This window comes from Kineosporia sp. R_H_3, from assembly GCF_002198675.1.
GTDB lineage: Bacteria > Actinomycetota > Actinomycetes > Actinomycetales > Kineosporiaceae > R-H-3.
Genome location: NZ_MWLL01000178.1, coordinates 43369 through 61317, shown reverse-complemented (window position 1 = coordinate 61317; position 17949 = coordinate 43369). Strand labels below are relative to the sequence as shown.

General features: G+C 75.3%; 17 protein-coding genes. 8 read left to right on the top strand and 9 right to left on the bottom strand.

Annotated features, from left to right (window positions below):
* Positions 1 to 279: 279 nt before the first annotated feature.
* The 3 genes from ECOMGDLI_RS19695 to ECOMGDLI_RS19685 all read left to right on the top strand — a co-directional run bounded on the left by ECOMGDLI_RS19695 (position 280) and on the right by ECOMGDLI_RS19685 (position 2823).
* Positions 280 to 966 carry a DUF899 family protein gene (locus ECOMGDLI_RS19695; RefSeq protein WP_088318588.1) on the top strand — a complete coding sequence of 229 codons (687 nt, stop codon included), beginning with the start codon at positions 280 to 282 and terminating at the stop codon, positions 964 to 966.
* A gap of 140 nt (positions 967 to 1106) precedes the next feature.
* A complete protein-coding gene (locus ECOMGDLI_RS19690) occupies positions 1107 to 2366 on the top strand; it encodes an EAL domain-containing protein (protein WP_198955024.1) in 1260 nt (419 codons plus the stop codon).
* A 91-nt stretch (positions 2367 to 2457) separates the two neighbouring features.
* Complete coding sequence (locus ECOMGDLI_RS19685; protein ID WP_088318587.1) at positions 2458 to 2823, top strand: MmcQ/YjbR family DNA-binding protein; 366 nt, start codon at positions 2458 to 2460, stop codon at positions 2821 to 2823.
* A gap of 24 nt (positions 2824 to 2847) precedes the next feature.
* Here the strand turns inward: ECOMGDLI_RS19685 and ECOMGDLI_RS19680 are convergent, their stop codons facing one another.
* The 4 genes from ECOMGDLI_RS19680 to ECOMGDLI_RS34750 all read right to left on the bottom strand — a co-directional run bounded on the left by ECOMGDLI_RS19680 (position 2848) and on the right by ECOMGDLI_RS34750 (position 5674).
* Positions 2848 to 3237 (bottom strand): hypothetical protein, encoded by a 390-nt coding sequence (locus ECOMGDLI_RS19680; RefSeq protein ID WP_088318586.1) that lies wholly within the window; start codon positions 3235 to 3237, stop codon positions 2848 to 2850.
* Positions 3238 to 3388: 151 nt separating this feature from the next.
* On the bottom strand, positions 3389 to 3994 hold the full coding sequence (locus ECOMGDLI_RS19675; protein WP_088318585.1) for a response regulator transcription factor: 606 nt from the start codon (positions 3992 to 3994) through the stop codon (positions 3389 to 3391).
* Positions 3991 to 5205 carry a sensor histidine kinase gene (locus tag ECOMGDLI_RS19670; RefSeq protein ID WP_198955023.1) on the bottom strand — a complete coding sequence of 405 codons (1215 nt, stop codon included), beginning with the start codon at positions 5203 to 5205 and terminating at the stop codon, positions 3991 to 3993. Before ECOMGDLI_RS19670 ends, ECOMGDLI_RS19675 begins: the two co-directional genes overlap by 4 nt.
* A gap of 40 nt (positions 5206 to 5245) precedes the next feature.
* Positions 5246 to 5674 carry a DUF6069 family protein gene (locus ECOMGDLI_RS34750; protein WP_088318583.1) on the bottom strand — a complete coding sequence of 143 codons (429 nt, stop codon included), beginning with the start codon at positions 5672 to 5674 and terminating at the stop codon, positions 5246 to 5248.
* A gap of 180 nt (positions 5675 to 5854) precedes the next feature.
* On the opposite strand from ECOMGDLI_RS34750, the gene ECOMGDLI_RS34745 reads away from it, so the two are divergent.
* Complete coding sequence (locus tag ECOMGDLI_RS34745; RefSeq protein ID WP_158221072.1) at positions 5855 to 7897, top strand: methyl-accepting chemotaxis protein; 2043 nt, start codon at positions 5855 to 5857, stop codon at positions 7895 to 7897.
* A gap of 82 nt (positions 7898 to 7979) precedes the next feature.
* Here ECOMGDLI_RS34745 and ECOMGDLI_RS19655 read toward each other — a convergent pair whose 3' ends face one another.
* Positions 7980 to 8441: an Hsp20/alpha crystallin family protein gene (locus ECOMGDLI_RS19655; RefSeq protein WP_088318647.1), complete on the bottom strand. Its 462-nt coding sequence runs from the start codon at positions 8439 to 8441 to the stop codon at positions 7980 to 7982.
* A gap of 242 nt (positions 8442 to 8683) precedes the next feature.
* On the opposite strand from ECOMGDLI_RS19655, the gene ECOMGDLI_RS19650 reads away from it, so the two are divergent.
* On the top strand, positions 8684 to 9403 hold the full coding sequence (locus tag ECOMGDLI_RS19650) for a spermidine synthase (protein WP_088318581.1): 720 nt from the start codon (positions 8684 to 8686) through the stop codon (positions 9401 to 9403).
* On the opposite strand, the gene ECOMGDLI_RS19645 is transcribed toward ECOMGDLI_RS19650, so the two are convergent.
* Positions 9388 to 10974: a diguanylate cyclase gene (locus tag ECOMGDLI_RS19645; RefSeq protein WP_088318580.1), complete on the bottom strand. Its 1587-nt coding sequence runs from the start codon at positions 10972 to 10974 to the stop codon at positions 9388 to 9390. The genes ECOMGDLI_RS19650 and ECOMGDLI_RS19645 overlap by 16 nt on opposite strands.
* 147 nt (positions 10975 to 11121) lie before the next feature.
* Between ECOMGDLI_RS19645 and ECOMGDLI_RS19640 the strand changes: the two genes are divergently transcribed.
* Positions 11122 to 11538 (top strand): nitroreductase/quinone reductase family protein, encoded by a 417-nt coding sequence (locus tag ECOMGDLI_RS19640; protein WP_088318579.1) that lies wholly within the window; start codon positions 11122 to 11124, stop codon positions 11536 to 11538.
* A 57-nt stretch (positions 11539 to 11595) separates the two neighbouring features.
* Here ECOMGDLI_RS19640 and ECOMGDLI_RS19635 read toward each other — a convergent pair whose 3' ends face one another.
* The 3 genes from ECOMGDLI_RS19635 to ECOMGDLI_RS19625 all read right to left on the bottom strand — a co-directional run bounded on the left by ECOMGDLI_RS19635 (position 11596) and on the right by ECOMGDLI_RS19625 (position 15890).
* Positions 11596 to 13035, bottom strand: coding sequence for a kelch repeat-containing protein (locus ECOMGDLI_RS19635; RefSeq protein ID WP_158221071.1), 1440 nt, complete (start codon positions 13033 to 13035; stop codon positions 11596 to 11598).
* 177 nt (positions 13036 to 13212) lie between these two features.
* A complete protein-coding gene (gene katG, locus ECOMGDLI_RS19630) occupies positions 13213 to 15384 on the bottom strand; it encodes a catalase/peroxidase HPI (protein ID WP_088318577.1) in 2172 nt (723 codons plus the stop codon).
* Positions 15385 to 15458: 74 nt separating this feature from the next.
* A complete protein-coding gene (locus tag ECOMGDLI_RS19625) occupies positions 15459 to 15890 on the bottom strand; it encodes a Fur family transcriptional regulator (RefSeq protein WP_198955021.1) in 432 nt (143 codons plus the stop codon).
* A 155-nt stretch (positions 15891 to 16045) separates the two neighbouring features.
* Here ECOMGDLI_RS19625 and ECOMGDLI_RS19620 point away from each other — a divergent pair, with 155 nt between their 5' ends.
* Entirely contained in the window at positions 16046 to 17059 is a 1014-nt protein-coding gene (locus ECOMGDLI_RS19620) for a nitrogen fixation protein NifH (RefSeq protein ID WP_143447802.1), read from the top strand.
* Between the two features lie 77 nt (positions 17060 to 17136).
* Positions 17137 to 17886: an NYN domain-containing protein gene (locus ECOMGDLI_RS19615; RefSeq protein ID WP_088318575.1), complete on the top strand. Its 750-nt coding sequence runs from the start codon at positions 17137 to 17139 to the stop codon at positions 17884 to 17886.
* Positions 17887 to 17949 lie beyond the last annotated feature (63 nt).

The window sequence follows — 17949 nt, the reverse complement described above, 5'->3', positions numbered from 1 at the left end:
ACCGATGGTGCGCGGCGGCCTTCCCGGGGGACCGGTCGGGGGACCGGTCGGGGGACTGGTCGGGGGACTGAGCGGTGGACTGTGTGGACACGGGGACCCTCCCGTCCGGCGCGGGCGCGGCCAGCCTAGGCACCGTCGTGCCGCCGGTCCCCGGGTCGATCGTCCCGTGACGACGCACGGCGCGTGACGCCGCGCGCAGGGCCGATGAGTCGGTGGTGCGGGGCCGGTCTGCACGGGGAGGTCGCGCCCGGCGACCCGCTCCGACCGGCGAGGAGGACCATGTCCGCCACCGCTCTGCCCCCGATCGTCGACGCCGCCACCTGGCAGCGTCAGCTCGACGCGCTGCGGATCCGCGAGAAGGCGGTGACCCGCGAGCTCGACGCCGTCGCCGCGCAGCGCCGCCGGCTGCCGATGGTCCGGATGCCCGACTACACCCTCGAGGGCGAGGAGGGCCCGGTCCGGCTCGCCGACGTCTTCGGCGGCGCGTCCCAGCTCATCGTCTACAACCACATGTGGTTCCCCGGCGAGACCTGGCAGTGCGGCGGCTGCACCGGGTTCACCGCCCAGTTCACCCGCCTGGACGTCCTCGCCGGCTACGACGCCCGGTTCGTCGTCGTGACGCAGGGACCGATCGACGAGGCGCTCGCCTACCGCAGGCGCGTCGGCAACACCATGACCTGGTACTCGACGGCGAACAGCCCGTTCGGCACGGACGTCGGCGCGCCGCCCGGCGGCGGGTTCGCCGTCAACGTGTTCCTCCGGGACGGCGACGCGGTCTACCGCACCTGGCACACGAACGGCCGCGGCACCGAGCAGCTCAGCTACACGTTCGCTCTCATCGACCTGCTGCCCTACGGCCGGCGGGAGGAGTGGCAGGACTCGCCCGAGGGCTGGCCGCAGGGGCCGACCTACGGAGGCTGGGCGAGCTCGCAGGACATCGCGGCGCTGTACGGCGCCGACGCCTGAGCCCGGGCTCCCCGCCCCACGGTGACGCCGCCGGGCGCCGCGTGCCCCCGGACGGGTGATCGGGGCGGCCCGGTGGCGTCACGGGGCACCGGGCGGCTCAGCCGCGGTCGCCGCGCGCCGATAGGTCACGGGTGGGCGCGGTGACCGGATCCGGCGAGCGGGCGGCTGCCTCCGTGCTGCCCCTGGTCGCCGGCGTGCGCAGCGTCTACCAACCGATCGTCGACCTCGTCGACCGCCGGACGGTCGCGTTCGAGGCACTGGCACGTGGGCCCGCCGGCTCCGGACTGGAGGCACCGCCCGCGCTCTTCGCCGCGGCCCGGGCCGCCGGCCTCGAGGGGCTGCTGGACCAGAGCTGCCAGGCGGCGGCGTTCCGCGGCGCGCTGCGGCGCCGGCTCCCCGCCTCGGTGCCCCTGTTCGTCAACGTGGAGCCGCGGTGGCTGGGCCTGCCCTGGCCGGACCACCTGGCTGCCCTGCTCGAGCAGGCCCTGGACCGCCTGCAGGTCGTCGTCGAGCTGACCGAGCGGTCCCTCGTCGCGGACCCGGCCGCGCTCGTCGCGACCGTGGAGCAGGCACGCCGGCACGGGTGGGGGATCGCCATGGACGACGTCGGGGCCGACCCGGCGTCGCTCGCGCTGCTGCCGCTCGTCGACCCCGACGTCGTCAAGCTGGACCTGCGGCTCGTCCAGGAGCGGACCACCGACGACGTCGCCGCCGTCGTCAACGCGGTCAACGCGCAGGCCGAGAGGTCGGGCGCCCTCGTCCTCGCCGAGGGGATCGAGACCGAGGAGCACCTGCGCCGGGCGCTCGCCCTGGGCGCCCACCTCGGCCAGGGCTGGCTGTTCGGGCGGCCCGCGGAGCTCCCCGACCGGATGCGGCCCGCCCGCCACGACCACGCGTTCGGCCGCGCACCGTGGACGGACCCGGCGGACCCGTGGGACGCCGTCCGCGGCAGGCCCTCGCGGGCGGCGACCAAGGAGCTCCTGCTGCCGATCAGCCACCACCTGGAGCGGCACCCGCTCACCGCGGCGGAGCCGCCCGTGGTGCTGTCGACCTTCGAGGACGCGACGCACTTCACCCCGGCCACCGCCGACCGCTACGGGCGGCTGGCGCAGCACTGCTCCCTGGTCGGCGCGTTCGGCGCGGGGATGCGGGCGGAGCCGGTCCCGGGCGTGCGCGGGGCCGACCTCGCGGCGGACGACCCGCTCGCCCGGCAGTGGGTCGTCGCCTGCCTCGGCCCGCACTTCGCCGGGGCGCTCGTGGCGCTCGACCTCGACGACGCCACGACGTGCCCGGGGGTCCGGGACCGGGACCGCCGCTTCCGCTACGTCGTCACGCACGACCGGGACGTCGTCGTCCGCGCGTCGAGGAGCCTGCTGCGCCGGATGGCGCCGCTCGGCTGACGGCGCGCGCCCGGGTCCGGACCGGTCGGGGGACGTGCCCGGCGGGGTAGCGTCTGAGGGATGCAGAAGACCTCCGGCAGAACGGTTCCCGATGGCTGACGCGGACGACGTGCGCCGGCTGGCCCGCGCGCTGCCCCACGTCGAGGAGGTGCCGAGCGCCGGCTTCGACTTCCGCGTCGGCGGCAAGGGCTTCGTGTGGTCGTACCCCGAGCGCCGGCCCGGCAGACCGCGCGAGATCCGCACCGACGTCGCCGTCCTGTTCGTCGGCGACGAGGACGAGAAGCAGGCACTCCTGCTCGGCGAGCCGGAGAGGTTCTTCACCGCGCCCGGCTACGGCGACGTGCCGCTGGTCATGCTGCGGCTCGGGACGGTGGACGTCGCGCGCCTCACCGAGCTCGTCACCGACGCCTGGCGGATGCGCGCGCCGGAGCACCTCGCGGCCGACTTCGTCGAGTGACGGCCGTGACGTGCGCGGCGCCGGTCAGTCGATGACCATCCGGCGCTCCCCGGCCGCGACGGCCTTGAGGAGCAGCCGCCGGGACAGCGACCGGGGCCCGCACTCGCAGCCGGCCGGCAGCGGGTCGTCGAGCGTGCCCCCGCCGTCCGGGTCGACCCAGTCGACGTAGGGCCGGTCCCGGTGGCCGCCGTGGTGCGCGGCGTCGTGCCGGTCGCGGTCGCCGTGGCCGTGGGCCCACGGCACCGAGACGAACACGGCGCCCGCGGGGGTGGCGTAGAGGGTGGCGACGTGGTGGGCGGCCGCGCAGTGGACCGCGAGGAGCGGGCGAGGTGAGGGCGAGTGGCCGAGCTGCGCGTAGGCCCGCTCGGCGGTGCCGCGCCGCAGGTCCGCGGTGCTCGGGGCGCTGGGAGTCATGGCTCCTCCTTCTGCACCCGGCCGGCCGGTGCCGGACCGTCCCGGTCCGGATGGCGCGTGGCGCGGTCGCGTGCGAGCACTCCCATTGTTCTCCGGGCGGTCGGCGGCGCCACCTGCGGAACGTCCCGGCCGGGACCGGTCGCCGACCGTGTCAGAGCCAGCCGCGGTCGCGCGCGGCGCGCAGGGCCTCGATCCGGTTGCGCGTCCCGGTCTTGCCGATCGCCGCGGAGAGGTAGTTGCGGACCGTGCTCCGGGACAGGTGCAGGCGGTTCGCCATGTCGAGGACCGTCGAGCCGTCCTCGGCCGCCGCGAGGACGGCGCGCTCGCGCTCGGTCAGGGGGCTCGCGCCGGCGGTCAGTGCGCTCGTCGCGAGCTCGGGGTCGACGACGGTCCCGCCGGCGACGACGGTCCGGACCGCCTCCGCGAGGCCTTCGACGGGCCCGTCCTTGACGAGGAAGCCCCGCGCCCCGGCGTCCGTCGCACGCCGGAGGTAGCCGGGTCGCGCGAACGTCGTGACGATGACGACGGCGCAGGCCGGCACCGCGGCCAGCAGGTCCCGCGCGGCGTCGATGCCGTTGCCCCCGGGCAGCTCGATGTCGAGGAGCGCGACGTCCGGCGCGGTCCGCAGCGCCGCCGGCACGATCTCGTCGGCCCGCCCCACCTGTGCCACGACCTCCAGGTCGGGCTCGAGGTCGAGCAGGACGGCGAGCGCCCCGCGGAGCATCGCCTGGTCCTCGGCGAGGAGGATCCTGATCACCGGGCCGCCCCGACCGCCTGCTGCGGGAGGGGCTGCGGGACGGGCACCTCGACCGACAGGTCGAACCCGGAGTCCGAGGGTCCGGACGCGAGTCGCCCGCCCGCCGCCCCGACACGCTCGCGCAGACCGGCCAGCCCGTTGCCGCGCGGGCCCGTCGCCGCACCCGTCGCCGCACCCGTCGCCGCGGTCCCGGCCGCTGCGACGCCGCGGCCGTCGTCCGCGATCGCGATCCGGGCCGTGCCGGCGGTCTGCGAGCACGTGACGACGCACCGCCGCGCCCCCGAGTGCCGGATGACGTTGGTGCTCCCTTCGCGGACGACCCAGCCGAACAGCTCGTCGACCTCGTCCGGCAGCGCACCGGACGCGGGCGCCCCGGTCACGGTCGCCGTGATCCCGGCGGCGGCCAGTGCACCGACCGCCCGGTCGAGCTCGGCCGCCAGGCCGGTGCCGCGGTAGCCGGCGACCGCCTGGCGTACCTCCGAGAGCGCGCGGCGGCCGATCACCTCGATGTCGGCGCCGTGCTGCGCGGCAGCCCCGGCGTCGCGCGCGGCCAGCCGCCGCACCGCCTGCGCCTTGACGACGACGACCGACAGCGTGTGGCCGAGCAGGTCGTGCAGGTCCCGGGAGAAGCGCTCCCGCTCCTGCTCGACCGCGACCCGCGCGAGCGCCTCACGGGTCGCGGCGAGCTCGGCGATGACGGCGAACAACCGTCGGAAGGTCCAGGAGCCCAGCCCCGACAGGGCGGTGACGACGACGGTCCCGCTGAGCCGCCCCGCCGTCCCGCCGGCCGCCCACACGGTGACCGCGGACAGGGCCGTCACGACGCCCACCGCGACGAGCCCCGGCCGGCCGTCGAGCACCACGACGGCCGCGATGACGAGCAGCGAGAAGAGCGCCGCCGAGTCGGCGGAGCGGCTCACCAGGAGGAGTGTCGTGACCGCCAGGACGACGAGCAGGGCGGTGCCGACCGGGTGCGCGCCGCGGGCCGTCCGCCGCGGCGTGCTGCCGACGACGCCGCACCCGAGGAACGCGGCCGCGGCCACGGCCAGCCCCAGCCACGACGGCCACGCCGGCCGCAGCCCGGCCACCTGGGCGGCCGGCTCAGCCAGCAGGAGCGGCAGCCAGACCGCCATCGCGCCGAGCAGCGCGCCGCGGCTGCGGACCCACCGCGGCATGCCCTGCTCCGTGGCGCAACGCTCCTGCGCGCTCATCGGCCCTCCCCCCGCATCGCCCCGGTGTCCGGTCCAGTATTCAGCGCCGCCGGCGGACCGGTCCGACGAGGACGCCCCAGACGACGGCGTGCATCGTGCCGAGGACGAAGGCGGCGGCCGTCGTCGTCGCACCGAGCGGTCCGACGACCAGCGAGAGCAGCAGCACGACGGTGGCGAGCCAGAAGCCGATCGTCCGCCCGCGACGCAGCCGGCGGTGCAGGAGGACGAGGGTCGTCGTCCCGGCCGCGGTGGCGACGGCGCTCGCCAGGAGCACGGCCGGCCAGCCGACGGTCGTCGTCCCGTCGCCGGTGCGCACCGTGAGATCCACGCCGGCAAGCCGGGCGGCCGCCCAGAGGGCCAGGGCGGCGCCGGCCGCCGCCGGGACGGTGACGGACAGGGATCGCAGGATGCTGCGGTCGTCCCCGCAGAGGGTCTGCCTGCCGCCGGTGGTCGTGGGTGCGGTCGTCATGACGGTTCCTCCGTGCGTCGTCCGGTGTCGCTGTCGACGCTAGGCAGGCGTGCAGGGCCGCGGCAGGGCCGCGGATCCACGGTCCGGCAGGACAGATGTCCTGCCGTCCAGACTGCCTGCGCCGTGGTGCGCGGACCGTCGGCCTCAAGAGTCGTTCGCCTGCGGACGATGCACAGGTGCGTGAGTGCACTGAACGGACGGTCCCGGCTCGCGCGGATGCTCGGGAGCTCCGCGGCGGTCGCCTCGGTCGCCGTGGCGTCGTTGATGGGGCTGGGTTTCCTCGCGCAGCGGCAGGTGGCGACGTCGGCCTTCGACCGGCTCGAGGCGACCCAGGTGTCCCAGGACGCCGAGCGGATCCGGGTCGGGCTGGAGTCCTGGATGTCGCTGCTGCGCAACTACGGGGCGACGAACTCGATCTGGGACGCCTCGTACGCCGACCTGGCGAAGGGCGACCGGGCGGCGTTCGCGAGCGACTTCCCACCGGCCGACGTGCGGGGCATCTACGGCCTGGACGGCGTCGTGGCGGTCGGCCTCGACGGTGCGGTGCGGGCCGGCGGGCTCGCGGCCGGCGACGAGTACGCCGCCCTGCCGGCAGGGCTCGACGCCCGGGTGCTCGGCGCCCTCTACGACCGCTCGGCGCAGGCCGGTGACGGCCGCTGCGGGACGGTCCGGGCCGCGACCGAGGCGTACGTCTTCTGCGGCTTCGCCGCGCGCCGCTCCGACGCCCGCGGCGCCGACGTCGGCGGCCTCGTCTTCCTGCGGGCGCTGACCGGGCAGGGGGCGGCGGCACTGGGCGACGAGCTGTCGATGCCGCTCGGGGTCAGGACGGAGGCCGCGGCGGTCCGGTCGGCCGCGACGCTGGCCAGCCGGTTCGGCGACCTGGGCGTGAGCACCGAGGTCCGGGACGACGGCCGCATCGACCTCGGCGTCCGGGTGCCGGCCGTCGGGGGCGGCGCCGTCGTCCTGCGCGCCGACCGTCCCCGGCCCATCCACGCCGAGGCCGTCCGGGTGTCGACCCGGCTCATGACCCTGACCGGCGGCCTCGGGCTGCTCGTCCTCGGCGTGGCCCTGTGGACGTCGTCCCGCGAGGTCCGCCGCCGCGTCCGCCCGCTGCGGGCCGCCACCGAGCAGGTCGTCCTCACCGGCGACCGCTCGGTCCGGGTCGCCGAGCAGGGCTCAGGTGCCCTGGCCGGGCTGAGCCTGGACATCAACCGGATGCTCGACTCGCTCGCCGCGCAGGACGAGGCGCTCGCCGGGGCGACGGCCGAGCGTGAGCAGCAGGCGCGTGAGGCCCAGGAGCAGCAGCGGGCCTCGGCCCGCATGCTCCGGGAGCGGGCGCAGGCCGCGGTCGACGACACCGTCGTCGCCGTGATGGTGGAGCTGCGGGAGGTCACGGCACGCGCCGAGGCGGTCCGCACGACCGTGACGGCGATCGACGACCGTGCGTCCGCGGCCGCGGAGGTGACCCGCACCGCCCAGGCCGTCGTCGCGACGGGCCAGCGGACCGCGGACGACGCCACGACGAACCTGCGTCAGGTCGGCGGCATCATCGACACGATCGCGACCGTCGCCGCGCAGACCCACCTGCTGGCCCTCAACGCGACCATCGAGGCGGCGCGTGCCGGGCACGCGGGCCGCGGCTTCGCCGTGGTGGCGGACGAGGTCAAGCAGCTCGCGGCGAGCACGGCGACCTCGACGGGTCAGATCACCGGGACGTTGACCGCGTTGCAGCAGGACGTCTCGGCGCTCACCGGCGCGATCGAGGAGCTGTCGACGGTCGTCGGCGGGGTCCGGACCCAGGCCGGCGAGCTGCTCGGCATCACCGCCGAGCAGCGGGAGACCATGGCCGGCCTCGACGACCGGCTCCGCGAGGCCATGCAGCGCGTCGGCGACCTGAGCACCGTCACCGACACGATCGAGCGGCGCGGTCACGAACGTTTCCCGGGCTCCGGCACGGTCGTCCTGACCCGGGACGGCGGGCCGCCCCCGACCGAGGCACGCGTCCTCGACGTGAGCCCGTCGGGCGCCCGCGTCGAGGTCGCCGACCCGGTGCCGGTCGGGACGGCGGTCCGGGTGGCCGTTCCCGGCGGGAGCCGGCCGGTCGCCGCCCACGTGGCGCGGACGGCCCCCGGTGGCCGGGGGACGCACCTCGGGCTGGCCTTCGACGGCAGCGATCCCGCGGCGCTCGCCGAGCTCCTCGACCACGTCCGCGTCGGGACCTGACGTCGCACCGGGCCGCGCGGCCCGGCCCGGACGACCGGGCCGGGCCGTGCGCCCTGCGTTGCGCTCCCGCGTGCGGACGGGGTCAGCCCGTCGTCACCTGGGCCTGCTCGGCGGAGCCGGGGACGACGTTCTGTTCGGTGCGCACCTCGACCTCGATCCGGCGCGGCTTGGCCTTCTCGGCGATCGGGATCGTCACGGTGAGCACACCGTTCTCGTAGGTCGCGGCGATGCGGTCGGCGTCGACGCCCTCGCCGAGGGACAGCTGCCGCATGAAGGAGCCGGTGAAGCGCTCGCTCGCGAGCCACTGCACGGACTGCTCGGTGCGGGCGCTGCGCTCGGCGCGGATCGTCAGGGTCCCGCTGTCGACGCTGACGTCGACCGACCCGGGGTCGATGCCAGGCAGGTCGGCGTGGACGACGTAGTGGTCGCCCGAACGGTAGAGGTCCATCGGCATGAACCGCGGTGCCCGGGCCGAGCCGGCGGGCACTCCGAGCATCTGCTCGGTGAGGCGGTCGAGGTCGCGGAACGGGTCGAAACGAAGCACGGTCATGGCGTCCTCCTCCACGAGATCGGACCGCCCACCACCCTGGCGGGCGGCTCCGTGCGGCATCGAGATTAGCACTCTCGGTAGGAGAGTGCCAGATCTGCGGCGTCCGGCCCGGCCCGTCGGAGCGTCGTCCCCGCACCGTCACGGCAGGTCGCCGGGGGTGCGGCCGATCCCTGCGCGGTACCTTGGCGCGCCGACCGGGTGACCTCACCGCCGCGGCCTCGACGAGGGGATGCACCGTGGGTGCTCGGTTCGAGGAGCTCGCGTGGGCCGCCACGGCGATGGGCGAGATCAGCCTGCGCCGGCGGGTCGAGCCGACGCTCGGCGTCGACGTCTTCGAGGTCAAGCTCGGCGACGAGTTCCTCATGTCGAGCCTGTTCACCGTGGCCGAGGTCGAGCTGGCCCGGCTCGGTCTGGCCGCTCTCCCCGACCCGGACGGCGGCGCTCTCGACGTCGTCGTCGGCGGGCTCGGGCTGGGCTACACCGCGAGGACCGTGCTGGAGGACGCCCGCGTCGGGGCACTCGTCGTCGTCGAGGCGCTCGCCGAGGTGGTCGACTGGCACGAGCGCGACCTGCTCCCGGACACCGTCGGGCTGGCCGCCGACCCCCGGGTCCGGCTGGTCCGCGGGGACTTCTTCGCGTCGACCGCGGCGGACGACGGGTACGACCCCGAGGCGCCGGGCCGGCGGTTCCACGCCGTCCTCGTCGACATCGACCACACCCCGGCCCACGTCCTGCACCCGAGCCACGCCGCGTTCTACACCGTCGACGGGCTCCGACGGCTGACCGGGCACCTGCACCCCGGCGGGGTCTTCGCGCTGTGGTCCGACGACCCGCCGGACGAGGCGTTCCTCGAGGTGCTGCGCGCGGTCTTCGACCGCGTCGAGGCGCATGTCGTCACCTTCGCGAACCCGTTGACCCGCGGCCGGTCCGCGAACACGGTCTACGTCGCACGCTGATCCGGGCCGGTGACGCCCACGACCCGGTTCCGGCCCTGCGCCTTGGCCCGGTACAGGTTCTCGTCCGCGCGGCGCAGCAGGGTCGCCTGGGTGTCCGCCGGGCCGGCGAGGCCGGCACCGATGCTCACGGTGACGCCGAGGCCCGGCGCGACCTCCTGCCACGGCAGCGCCTGCACGCCCGCGCGCAACCTCTCCAGCCGGGCCGCCGCGGTGCCGGGGTCGTCGCACCGGAGCAGGACGAGGAACTCCTCGCCGCCGAGCCGCGCGGCGAAACCGTGGGGGGCCGCGGCGGCGGCCAGCCGCTGCCCGAGCCGTCGCAGCACCTCGTCGCCCACGTCGTGCGAGAAGCCGTCGTTGACCTGCTTGAAGTGGTCGACGTCGACGACCGCCGCGAGCACGCACCCGGGCTCGTGCGCGGCCTCGGCGAGCAACCGGGGGAGCTCCTCGTCGACGAAGCGACGGTTCGGCAGGTCGGTGAGCGGGTCGGTGCGGGCCTGCTCACGGAACCGGCGGGCCTCGGCCCGCGCCTCCGCCGTCTCAGCGAGGGCCTGCCGCGTCCGGGCGGCGGCCTCCTGCTGGTGGGACCGGGCGGCCGTGTACTCGGCGTGGAAGGTGCGGTGGGTCGCGTACGCGGCACCGAGGTCGCCGCGGGCCGCGTGCACCCGGGCCCGCAGCTCGAGGGTCTGGACGAAGGCGGCCCGCAGCCCGCGCTCCTCGCACACGAGCGTGCACTCGTCGAGCCGTTGCGCGGCCTCGTCGACGCGGCCCAGCGCGAGCAGCACCTCCGCGTGCGTGAGCAGGAGCTCCGCCGGGGTGACCGCCTGGGCCTCGCCCTGCGTCTGTCGCAGCCGGAACCCGAGCAGCACCATCCGCTCGGCCGTCGCCAGGTCGCCCGCCGCGAGGTGCGCGCGGGCGATGGTGTCGGCGTACGACGCGTCCAACCCGTCCTCGCCGCACCGCTGCGCGAGCTGGTCGGCCGCGACGAGGGCGGCGGCCGCGTCCCCGCTCTCGTACTCCAGGACGGCGAGGTTGTTCAGGACGATGAGCTGGTGGTCCTCGTCCCGCAGCGCGGCGAAGACGCCACCGGCCTCCCGGTACCGCCTGCGGGCGTCGTCCACGGCCCCGACGAGCGCGGCCGCGTCCGCCAGTCGCAGAAGGGTGCTGCCGCGCTGACGGGCCGGGGTGGAACCGTCCAGCAGCTCCAGGGCCCGGACGGCGTGGTCGAGCGACGACGCGGCGTCCCCGATGCTCTCGAGCAGCGAGGAGAGCACGAGGTGGCTCCGCGACCGCAGCGAGCGCGGACCCTCCTGGGTGGCCCAGCCGTTGACCTCGACGGCGAGCTGGGCGGCACGGGTGCTGTCACCCAGGCGCAGCAGCATGTCGGCGACGACGAGCCGGGCCCGCATGGCCTCGACGTCGAGACCCGCCGCGAGCGCCTCGTCCTCGACCTCGCGCGCCCCGAGGAGCCGCTGCTCCACCTCGGCCGACCGCTGCCGCTCGAGGTCGTCGAGGCGGGCCGCGAGCCCGGCGCGCACGGCAGCGAGCGCCGGGGCGGCCGACGGAGCGGTCACTGCTGCCTCGGGACCCACGTCGGTTACGTCGGCCGCCCGGCCCGCGAACCAAAGCGGTGCGCCCCGGCGTGCCTCGGAAGCCCACGCGGCGGCCTGGTGTTGGGTCGGGTGCGGCTCCGCCGGGGAGCCCCGACACCGGAGGTACGCATGGGCTGGAACGACGCCGTCATCGAGCAGTTCCTGGAGGGACGCGCGCGGATCGTGGACACGTTCGACCGCGACAACCTCGTGCTGCTCGACACGACCGGGGCGAGGACCGGGCAGCGGCGTACCTCGCCGGTCGCCTGCCTGCCCGACGGTGACCGGCTGCTCGTCGTCGCCAGCAAGGCCGGTGCGGACACCCATCCCGCGTGGTTCCACAACCTCGTCGCGAACCCGACGGTGCACGTGCGCCGCTGGGAGGGCGACGCGCTCGCGCAGTACGCGGCCGCGGCCGAGGTGCTCGAGGGCGAGGACCGCGCCGCGGCCTGGGACCGGATCGTCGCCTGGTCGCCGGGCTTCGCCGAGTACCAGACGAAGACCGACCGGGTGATCCCCGTCGTCGCCCTGACGCCGGAGCGCTGACGCCGAGGACGGCGCGGGGCCCCGGACGCGTGCACGTCGTCCGGGGCCCTCGCTTCCTCACGGCTGGTAGAGCAGCGCCGTCCGCACCGACCCGTAGGCCGGGGTCCACCGCATGCCTCCGGCCACGAGCACCGCACCGCTCCCGGTCCGGACCGCCACGTGCGACGCCCGGTCGCTCGGCAGGTCGTTGCCCCGGGTCCACCGGCCGGTCACCGGCGACCAGATCTGCGTCGTCCGCAGCCCGCCCCAGTCGTCGATGCCGCCGACGACGAGCACCCGCCCGTCGGTCAGCAGCGTCGCGGTGTGGTCGCCCTCGAGCGCGAACCGCAGCGGCCGGGTGAGGGCGAACGTGTTCGTCGACGGCGTGTAGACCTCCGCCGACCGCAGCACGCCGCCGTGGTAGCCACCGGCGACCAGGACCCGGCCGTCGGCCAGAGCCGTCACGGTCGGGTCGCCGACGTCCTCGGTCGTGCGCTGCCGCTGCAGGGACGGCCCGACCACCCAGCTCCGGGTCGCCTGCTCGTAGAGGGCCGTGGGCCGCAGCCCGTCGGTCCCGTCGTTGCCGCCCACGAGGATCACCTGACCGGCGCTGCCCGCCGGCAGCGCGACGGCGCTGTGCCGGTGCCGGGGCGTCGGCATCGGCCGGGTCGCGCGCCAGATCCCGGTCGCGGGGGCGTACGTCTCCGCCGTGGCGGTCACCGCGGGGCCGGTGGTCTCGCCGCCGGCGACGAGCACCTGCCGGTTCGGCAGCACGGTCGCCGAGTGGTGGGCCCGGGGCAGCGTCATCGGGGTGCCGGTGCTCCAGGCGCCGGTCGCCGGGTCGTAGAGGTAGGTCGTGGCCGTCGGCGTCCCCGATGCGTCGATACCGCCGCTGAGCTGCACCCGTCCGTCGGCGAGCGTGACGAGGCCGAACTGCGCCCTGGCCGCCGGCAGCGAGCCGGTGCGCGTCCAGCGGCCGGTCGCCGGGTCGTAGAGCAGTGCCGTGGCCAGCGGGTGCGAGGTCCAGGTCGTCGGGTCGAGGCGGACGCCGCCGACGACGAGCACCTGGCCGGTCCCGAGCAGGACGGCACCGGCGTGCTCACGGGCCGACGGCAGCGAGCCGGTCGCGGTCCAGGCGGGACCCGCGTACGGCGCGTGCGGGGTGATCGGTGCCGACGGCGCGGAGGCGGGCCCCGCTCCGTCGGCGTTGACCGCCGTCACGGTGAAGCGCCGGGCGACGCCGTTCGGGAGGCCCTCGATGACGGTCGGGTAGATCGTCTCCGGGTCGAGCGTCCACGAGCCGCCGAGGTCGTCCGTGACGAGGTAGGACGTGATCGCGGCACCGCCGTCGTCGTCCGGGCCGACCCAGGTCAGCCGGACGGCACCCTCGTACCCGATGCCCCACACCCCGGTGGGCGCGGTCGGGACGGCGGCCGCGGCCGGTGCGGCCAGGCCCGCGGCGAGGACCACCCCCGTGACGACTGCGACGAGCCCGGATCGCGCGGCGCGCGACGACATGGTCAGCACCGACCGAGGCATGGTGATCGCCTCCCCCTCCGCGCGTGAGACTACGTCGCGCGGACGGCGGCGGACCGGGGCGATGGTCGCTCGTCGGCGGCAACCGACGGGGCCCCGGACGGCGCGTACGCCGCCCGGGGCCCCGGGTGCTGCCGGTCGTCCCGATGTGAGGTGACGTCAGGCGACGTCGAACCGGTCGAGCTCCATGACCTTCGTCCACGCGGCGACGAAGTCGCCGACGAACTTCGTCTGCGAGTCGTCGCTCGCGTAGACCTCGGCGAGCGCCCGCAGCTGCGAGTTCGAGCCGAACACGAGGTCGGCCCGGCTGCCGGTCCACGTCACCGCACCGGTCGCGCGGTCGCGGCCCTCGAACGTGTCCTCGGCCTCCGAGACCGGGCTCCACACCGTGGCGACGTCGAGGATGTTGACGAAGAAGTCCGTCGTCAGCGTCCCGGGCCGCGTCGTGAGGACGCCGAGCGAGGAGCCGTCGTAGTTCGCGCCGAGCACCCGCAGCCCGCCGACGAGCACGGTGAGCTCGGGCGCGGTGAGCGTGAGGAGGTCGGCCCTGTCGACGAGCAGCGCCTCGGCGGGGGCCGGGAGGCCGCCCTTGCCGGCGTAGTTGCGGAACCCGTCGGCGGCCGGCTCGAGGACGGCGAACGAGTCGACGTCCGTCTGCTCCTGCGACGCGTCCGTCCGGCCCGGCGTGAACGGCACCGTGACGTCGTGGCCGGCAGCCTTCGCCGCCTGCTCGACCGCCGCGGAACCACCGAGCACGATGAGGTCGGCGAGCGAGATCTTCGCCCCGCCCGCGGCGTTGAACTGCGACTGGATGCCCTCGAGGGTCCGCAGCACGGTCGCCAGCTCGGCCGGGTTGTTGACGTCCCAGCCGTTCTGCGGCGCGAGCCGGATGCGGGCGCCGTTGGCGCCGCCGCGCTTGTCGGTGCCGCGGAACGTCGACGCCGACGCCCACGCGGTCGTGACCAGCTGGGAGACCGTGAGCCCCGAGGCGAGGATCGTCGCCTTGAGGGCCGCGACGTCGTCCGCACCGACGAGCTCGTGGTCGACCGCGGGGACCGGGTCCTGCCAGATGAGCTCCTCCGACGGGACCTCCGGGCCGAGGTAGCGCGCGACCGGGCCCATGTCGCGGTGGGTCAGCTTGAACCAGGCGCGGGCGAAGGCGTCGGCGAACTCGGCCGGGTTCTCGTGGAACCGCTTGGAGATCGGGCCGTAGATCGGGTCGAAGCGCAGCGACAGGTCCGTCGTGAGCATCGTCGGCACCCGGGTCGGCTCGCCGGTGACCGGGTCGGGGATCGACGGCTGGGCGTCCTTCGCGACCCACTGCTTGGCGCCGGCCGGGCTCTCGCTGAGCTCCCACTCGAAGCCGAAGAGGTTGTCGAAGTACAGGTTCGACCACTCGGTCGGCTTCTGGGTCCAGGTCACCTCGAGGCCGCTGGTGATCGCGTCGCCGCCCTTGCCGGTGCCGTAGCTGCTGGTCCAGCCCAGGCCCATCTCCTGCAGCGGGGCGGCCTCGGGCTCGGGGCCGACGAGCGCGGCGTCACCGGCGCCGTGCGTCTTGCCGAACGTGTGGCCGCCGGCGATGAGGGCGACGGTCTCCTCGTCGTTCATCGCCATCCGGGCGAAGGTCTCGCGGATGTCGCGCGCCGCGGCGAGCGGGTCCGGGGTGCCGTTGGGGCCCTCCGGGTTGACGTAGATGAGACCCATCTGGACGGCGGCGAGCGGGTTCGTGAGGTCACGGTCGCCGCTGTAGCGCTTGTCGCCGAGCCAGGTGTCCTCGGTGCCCCAGTTGACGGGCTCGGGCTCCCAGACGTCGGCGCGGCCGCCGCCGAAGCCGAAGGTCGGCAGGCCCATCTGCTCGATGGCGACGTTGCCGGCCAGGACGAGGAGGTCGGCCCAGGAGAGCTTGCGGCCGTACTTCTTCTTGACGGGCCACAGCAGGCGGCGGGCCTTGTCGAGGTTGCCGTTGTCCGGCCAGCTGTTGAGCGGGGCGAACCGCTGCTGGCCCGTGCCGGCGCCGCCGCGGCCGTCGCTGATCCGGTAGGTGCCGGCGGCGTGCCAGGTCATCCGCACGAAGAGCGGCCCGTAGTTGCCGAAGTCGGCCGGCCACCAGTCCTGGGAGTCCGTGAGAACCGCCGCGATGTCCGCCTTGGCGGCGGCGAGGTCGAGGGTCTTGAACTCCGCGGCGTAGTCGAAGTCCCCGCCCATCGGGTCGCTCTTCGCGGAGTTGCGGTGCAGGACGTTCACGTCGAGCTGGTTGGGCCACCAGTCACGGTTGGACGTGCCACCGGTCGAGTGCAGGACAGGGCACTTGGCCTCGGGCTCCTGGTTCATGTCACCGACGACTGCATCATGGGTTTCGGACACGGGTGGATCCTTTCTCTACCAACGGTTCGGTGGGGGAGTTGTCAGGAGCTACGAGCCGTGGAGCAGTCGGGGCACAGGCCCCAGTAGACGACCTCGGCCTCGTCGATCGAGAAGCCGTGGTCGTGCGAGGCGGTGAGGCACGGGGTGTAGCCCACGGCGCAGTCGACGTCGGCGATGTCGCCGCACGACCGGCACACGACGTGGTGGTGGTTGTCCCCGACCCGGGCCTCGTAGCGCGCGGCGGAACCCGCCGGTTCGATGCGCCGCACGAGGCCCGCCGTGGTCAGGGCTCGCAGCACGTCGTACACCGCCTGGGTGGACACGTCGGCCAGGTCCGCCCGGACGGCGCGGATGATCGAGTCGGTGTCGGCGTGCGGGTGCTGGTGCACCGCGGTCAGCACCGCGACCCGGGGCCGGGTGACGCGCAGAGCGGCCCCCCGGAGCAAGGGCTCGGCGTCGAAGGCGGGGTGCACGCGCCCGAGTCTGGTCAGTAATCTGGAGTGAGTCAAGATTGGTCTCGAAGTGAGACATCTCGACGGGCGCCGCCGGCGCGCCCGTGGGCGCGGGAGCCCCAGGTCCCGGTCCGGGCGCCGGTCCGGAGGCGGACGATGCCTGCGGGGTGGTCGTCGTGACCGGAGCAATCGCCCGCGCGGACCTGGTCGACTGGCTGCTGGAGCCGCAGGACCCGGCGGTCCGGGCGGCCGCGCTGCAACGGCTGCTCGGCCGGTCCCGGGAGGACCCCGACGTGGTCGCGGCCCGGACGGCGGCGATGCGCTGCGACCCGATCGCCTCGATCCTCGCCGCCCAGGACCCGCAGGGGTGGTGGGTCCGGCCCGGCCCGGGCTACTCGCCGAAGTACCGCGGCACGGTGTGGCAGGTCGTCTTCCTCGACCAGCTCGGCGCGGACCCGGCCGACGAGCGCGTCCGGCGGGGGTGCGAGTACCTGCTCGGCCGCTGCGCCACGTCGTCCGGCGGGTTCGGGGCGTCGGGCGCGGGGGCGGACCGGCCGTCGCCGCCGAGCTCCGTGGCGCACTGCCTCAACGGCAACCTGCTGCGGGCCTTCCTGGGGCTGGGCCTGGGCGACGACCCGCGCGTGATGGCGGCCGCGGAGTGGGCCGCCGCCGCGGTGACCGGCTCCGGCGACGTCCGCTTCTACGCGTCCGCGACCTGCGGGCCGCACTTCGCGTGCGGGGCGAACGACCGCCGGCCGTGCGCCTGGGGGGCGGTCAAGGAGCTGCGCGGGCTGGCGCGGATCCCGCCGGGGCGCAGGTCGCCCATCGTGCAGCGCGCCGTCGACGAGGCCGTGGCTTTCCTGCTGTCCCGCGACCCGGCCGTCGCCGACTACCCCATGGGCTGGGGCAACACCCGGCCCAGCCGGTCCTGGTTCCGGCTCGGCTTCCCGTCCGGCTACGTCAGCGACGTCCTGCAGGTCCTGGAGACGCTCGCCGAGGTCGGGCACGGGGACGACGAGCGGCTGGACGCCGCACGCGCCTGGCTGCTCCGGCACCGCCGGCCGGACGGCCGCTGGGTCAACGAGTACGCCTACAACGGCAAGACCGAGGTCGACGTCGAGGTGCAGGGCCGGCCGTCGAAGTGGGTGACCCTGCGCGCGCTGGACGTCCTCGGGGCGCAGGTGGCCTGACCGGTCGGCCCGTCGTGGCCGGATCGGTGCGGTGCGAGGGTCCGACCGCCGTAGCCTGACCCGCGAGGGGGTACGCCATGGAGACGAGCGAACGTCGGATCGCGCTGCTCATCGACGCGGACAACGCGCCTGCGGCCAAGATCGACGTCATCCTCAGCGAGGTCGCCCGGCACGGGACGGCGAACGTGCGGCGCGCGTACGGCAACTGGAAGAGCCCTCACCTCAAGGGCTGGGAGGGCGTGCTCCACACGTACGCGATCCGGCCGATCCAGCAGTTCGCGTACTCGGCGGGCAAGAACGCCTCCGACATGGCGATGGTCATCGACGCGATGGACCTGCTCTACGCGCGCAACCTCGACGCGTTCGCGATCGTCTCGAGCGACGCCGACTTCACCCCGCTCGTCATGCGCGTGCTCACCGAGGGCCTCAAGGTCTACGGCTTCGGGGAGCGGAAGACGCCGGACCCGTTCGTCAACGCGTGCTCGCAGTTCAGCTACATCGAGGGGCTCACCGCGCCGGGGGCGGTGGCGGAGGAGACCGAGGCGGAGCACGTCTCCGTGGAGCCGGTCCTGCGGCCCGCCGACGCCAAGCAGCTGCGGAGCAACACCCGCCTGGTCCGGCTGCTGCGCTCCGCCGTCGACGCGGCGGGCGGGGACGACGGCTGGGCGCACCTCGGTGCCGTGGGCCAGCAGATCGGCAACCAGGCGTCCCTGGACCCGCGCAACTACGGCTACCGCAAGCTGAGCGACCTCGTCGAGGCGACCGAGCTGTTCGAGCTCCGGCGGCAGAACCAGATCGTCCTCGTGCGCGAGCGCCGGCGGACCTGAGGGCAGGCCCGCCGGCGCCGGGCCGGACGAGGTGGTGCCGGGGGCGGCCGGTCGGTGGCGGCC

What these genes read in the sequence shown, in the direction of transcription:
- ECOMGDLI_RS19640 (WP_088318579.1), top strand. Translation starts at nt 11,122, where the DNA reads ATGGGCTGGAACGACGCCGTCATCGAGCAGTTCCTGGAGGGACGCGCG.
- ECOMGDLI_RS19680 (WP_088318586.1), bottom strand. Translation starts at nt 3,237, where the DNA reads ATGACTCCCAGCGCCCCGAGCACCGCGGACCTGCGGCGCGGCACCGCC.
- ECOMGDLI_RS19695 (WP_088318588.1), top strand. Translation starts at nt 280, where the DNA reads ATGTCCGCCACCGCTCTGCCCCCGATCGTCGACGCCGCCACCTGGCAG.
- katG (WP_088318577.1), bottom strand. Translation starts at nt 15,384, where the DNA reads ATGAACCAGGAGCCCGAGGCCAAGTGCCCTGTCCTGCACTCGACCGGT.
- ECOMGDLI_RS19685 (WP_088318587.1), top strand. Translation starts at nt 2,458, where the DNA reads ATGGCTGACGCGGACGACGTGCGCCGGCTGGCCCGCGCGCTGCCCCAC.
- ECOMGDLI_RS19635 (WP_158221071.1), bottom strand. Translation starts at nt 13,035, where the DNA reads ATGTCGTCGCGCGCCGCGCGATCCGGGCTCGTCGCAGTCGTCACGGGG.
- ECOMGDLI_RS19670 (WP_198955023.1), bottom strand. Translation starts at nt 5,205, where the DNA reads ATGAGCGCGCAGGAGCGTTGCGCCACGGAGCAGGGCATGCCGCGGTGG.
- ECOMGDLI_RS34750 (WP_088318583.1), bottom strand. Translation starts at nt 5,674, where the DNA reads ATGACGACCGCACCCACGACCACCGGCGGCAGGCAGACCCTCTGCGGG.
- ECOMGDLI_RS19615 (WP_088318575.1), top strand. Translation starts at nt 17,137, where the DNA reads ATGGAGACGAGCGAACGTCGGATCGCGCTGCTCATCGACGCGGACAAC.